Consider the following 3,512-nt stretch of genomic DNA (forward strand, 5'->3'; position numbering starts at 1 on the left):
ATATGCTGTTAAAATTCCCTCAAAAGCTGAAAATTAAGCAAATAATATTATTATTATTCTGGCTAGGAATAGGGATATTTTTCTGGTGGTTATCGTGGCAATCCCCCGGGATGAGCCAAATTCAACGACCCGAAACAGTTGCTCAACAAATTTATCAAGCAATGCCAGATTTACCGAAAGAAAACAACTATACCCGTCGAGATACAGGGGCGATCGATCCGAATAATACTTTAATAAGTCGCTTTCTTCGTTATCATCAAGATACAAAAAAAAGGTTTACTCTCATCCGTTTTGATTGGCAATTAACCCTAGGGGATTATCTAGGAGTGAACGAGAAAATCAGCGAAGAAAACTATCCCGGACAAGCAACCCTTACCGTTAATCCCATGGCTGCCGATATCAAAGCGATTAACAGTCTTAATCGTCGTCAAAGGCAGCAGTTAGTCACCCTTCTAGTCGAAATTTATAACCCCGCCATTCTCCCCCAAGAAACCCCCAATCCTAGCCCTTCTCCCAGTCCCTCTCCCCGTCGTCCATCTTTATCAAAACCGGGAGATGCCGACCTATTAAAATTCTAGAAAATTATGGAAAAAATTCTCAAATATGGTTCAGGTTGGCGACTCGGTTGGGATTCTAAGGCAGCCGTTTATAAAGGATTAATTGGTGGCGATGATTGGGCGATCGAATTGACCGAGGCCGAGTGGCAAGATTTGCGTCGGTTACTATCACAATTGACCGCAACTATGGCGGCCATGGCCACAGAATTAATGGATGAAGAAAGTATTGCTTGTGAAGCGGAAAGCGAGCTTTTATGGTTAGAAGCGGCAGGATTTCCCGATAATTATTCCCTGCGATTTATTCTCTATCAAGGTCGCGGTTGTGAGGGCAATTGGTCGGCCACTGCCCTGCCAGAGTTGCTCGCCGCTTGGGACAATTTGCTTTACAATTTTTAAGAAAGCGGTGGGCATAAGTTAATTTTTGTCTCCCCCTCTTGACTTTTTGATTCCCCTGTGCTGCTATGATTGCCCATCCGAGGACGAAGACCGATAATCTCACCTACACTCCGCCCCCATTGCTGAAAAACGGTTTTGCCATGACTCTCTATGTGTCCCTAAAAGCGCGAGAAACCTGGCAAAATACGATCGCTATTCCCGAACCAGTCTATCAAGAAACCATTTTCACCGGGGCCAATGCCGTCCCCATCTACGGGATTGTTTCCATTCCCCCGCAAGCGAAAGGAACAATTATCGGCACCTACGGCATCACGGGAGACTTAGATAATCAATGGTTTTTAAGAATTTTAGGCAGAAAAGCCGTAGCAAGAAACTACGCAGTCGTCCTCTTCGATTGGCGGGCCCACGGTAAGACAGCCGAATTATCCCCGACTCTCACCTCCGATGGCATCTATGAAGGGCTAGATTTCCTTCATATTGCCGCCCAAGCCCAAAAAATGGGCTGTCCTGCTCCTTTTTGGTTCACGGGTTACTCTCTGGGGGGACAATTGGCCCTCTGGGGAATTAAATCGGCAGAGAATCAGGAAGATATGGGGATCGATCCCGTCGCTATCGGCGGTGGTGCGGTAATTTGTCCTAATTTAGACTCTAATCGTTCTTTATCCTATCTCGTCCGGGATCCCTGGGGGAAACATTTGGAAAAAGCGATCGCCAGGGAATTACGCAAGTTAGCCAAACGCATCCATCAAGCTCATCCCGATCATATCGATCCCGAAGCAATTACTCGCGCCACCACGATTGCAGGATTCGATCGAGAATTAGTGATTAAAAACTTAGGATTTGAGACAGTTTTTGACTATTATGCCGCTAGTAGTCCCTTGCCCTTTCAACCCTATTTAACTAAACCCACTTTTATCCTCTACGCAGCCGATGATCCCCTCTTTTCCCCCGCAGTTATTCCCGATCTGCAAGCAGCGATCGCTGATAATCCCCACGTGGATCTACTCTTAACCAACTATGGCGGTCATGTGGGCTATATCAGCAGTTTATCCTGTCAGCGTCAGTGGGGCGATAGCGATCGCTGGTGGGCATGGAATCGGGTTTTAGACTGGTTTGACCAAAAAACTGGCAAATAATACTAAATCCGTTGAGTATAGGTAACATATCACGATAGGCACTCATGCAAGAGGGGGAATAAATAATCAGTCTTTAATAACCAGATTTAGTATAGGGTTTGCTGAATAAATCTAAAAACCTTGTTGTATAAGACTTTTAGACTTTTTTCCCATCAAAAAGTGCCAGACATTGGGGTGATCGGGGGGGAAATTTAGGCACTTTTTCCCTGAAAATTAGGTAATTGACCCCCTGAAAATGGGTAAAACCCCACACCCCACACCCCACACCCCACACCCTGCCCCCACGAAAAACTTTTTGCCGCAAACCCTAGTATAGTTTCTAGGAGTCAAAGGCCGCTAGAAACTCCTCCACCTGTTCCCGAGTCGGTTGGGATGCGATCGCTCCTGCCCCCCTTGTCACCATTGTCCCCACCGCACAGGCATAAATCACCGCCTTACGGGCTAAATCGGCATTTTCCCCAATTTGATCGCCTCCAAGACCGGCACGAGCCAAAAAACCCGCCACAAAGCCATCTCCTGCCCCAGTTGTATCCACCACCTCCCCGGGAAAAGCCTCGACAGTGCCGCTATTTTTGCCTAAATGATATTTACAACCTTTTGCGCCGCCAGTAACCAGAATTGCCCCTAAATTGGGGTATTGTGATGATATTTCTCCGGGGGTATCAGTGCCAAATAACCATGCTGCTTCTTCCTCGCTACATTTGAGCAAATCGGCCCGGAAGATAAAATCTCGAATCCGATCGGGAGCGGCCTCAAGATTAGGCCAAAAAACCGGCCGCCAGTTGATATCGATCAATACTTTCACCCCGTAAATTTTAGCTAATTCGAGGGCGCGCATCATCGCCGCTCTCGCCGGGGGATAGGCTAACCCTAGGGTTCCCATCACTAGATAATCGGCATTTTTCCAGAGATTTTCGGGCAATAGGTCAGCGTTAAGGGCAGTATCGGCAAAATCCGTCGTTTTAATGCCGCCAAAACCCGCAAAATGTCTGTCCCCCCCAGCATCGCGGGTGACATAAACTTGTCGGGTGGGTAGGGTGGCATGATACTGTACACCAGTGGTATCGACTCCGAGAGCGTCTAGCAAGGCGATTAACTGTTCCCCTCGTTGATCTTTGCCCACACAACCGATAAAAGCCGAATTTATGCCCAATTTTCGCAATCCACAGGCCACGTTTGCCGGCGCACCCCCGGCATAGGTTGTCCAAGAAGTCACTTGCTCTATAGAGCGCTCGCTTTGATCGGCAATTAGATCAAAGAGGATTTCCCCTAAACAAATGACAGACACCGGCGAAGATCTTTGATTGTTAAGCATTGCTGTGGGGTGTGGGGTGTGGGGTGTGGGGTGTGGGGTGTGGGAAGAATAAATAAAAATAATCTCCTGACGACCGACGACCGTCTCCTGTCTCCTGAATCCTGACGA

The 3,512-nt window shown here is 47.6% G+C and carries 4 protein-coding genes; 3 read left to right on the forward strand and 1 reads right to left on the reverse strand.

Going from position 1 to position 3,512, the window contains the following annotated elements; genetic code table 11:
* Positions 1–2: 2 nt before the first annotated feature.
* From PX636_RS04875 to PX636_RS04885, 3 genes are all read left to right on the forward strand, one after another.
* The gene (locus PX636_RS04875) at positions 3–578 is read left to right on the forward strand and encodes a hypothetical protein (RefSeq protein ID WP_288116375.1); all 576 of its coding nucleotides are present in this window, start codon (positions 3–5) and stop codon (positions 576–578) included.
* Between the two features lie 6 nt (positions 579–584).
* The gene (locus PX636_RS04880; protein ID WP_287169369.1) at positions 585–953 is read left to right on the forward strand and encodes a DUF1818 family protein; all 369 of its coding nucleotides are present in this window, start codon (positions 585–587) and stop codon (positions 951–953) included.
* Between the two features lie 65 nt (positions 954–1,018).
* Entirely contained in the window at positions 1,019–2,089 is a 1,071-nt protein-coding gene (locus PX636_RS04885; RefSeq protein ID WP_004163154.1) for a YheT family hydrolase, read from the forward strand.
* Between the two features lie 319 nt (positions 2,090–2,408).
* Here the strand turns inward: PX636_RS04885 and PX636_RS04890 are convergent, their stop codons facing one another.
* Complete coding sequence (locus tag PX636_RS04890; RefSeq protein WP_288116376.1) at positions 2,409–3,404, reverse strand: carbohydrate kinase family protein; 996 nt, start codon at positions 3,402–3,404, stop codon at positions 2,409–2,411.
* Between the last annotated feature and the right edge of the window lie 108 nt (positions 3,405–3,512).

This window comes from Microcystis sp. M53598_WE2 (assembly GCF_030067735.1).
GTDB lineage: Bacteria > Cyanobacteriota > Cyanobacteriia > Cyanobacteriales > Microcystaceae > Microcystis > Microcystis aeruginosa.

What these genes read in the sequence shown, in the direction of transcription:
- PX636_RS04880 (WP_287169369.1), top strand. Translation starts at nt 585, where the DNA reads ATGGAAAAAATTCTCAAATATGGTTCAGGTTGGCGACTCGGTTGGGAT.
- PX636_RS04890 (WP_288116376.1), bottom strand. Translation starts at nt 3,404, where the DNA reads ATGCTTAACAATCAAAGATCTTCGCCGGTGTCTGTCATTTGTTTAGGG.
- PX636_RS04875 (WP_288116375.1), top strand. Translation starts at nt 3, where the DNA reads ATGCTGTTAAAATTCCCTCAAAAGCTGAAAATTAAGCAAATAATATTA.
- PX636_RS04885 (WP_004163154.1), top strand. Translation starts at nt 1,019, where the DNA reads ATGATTGCCCATCCGAGGACGAAGACCGATAATCTCACCTACACTCCG.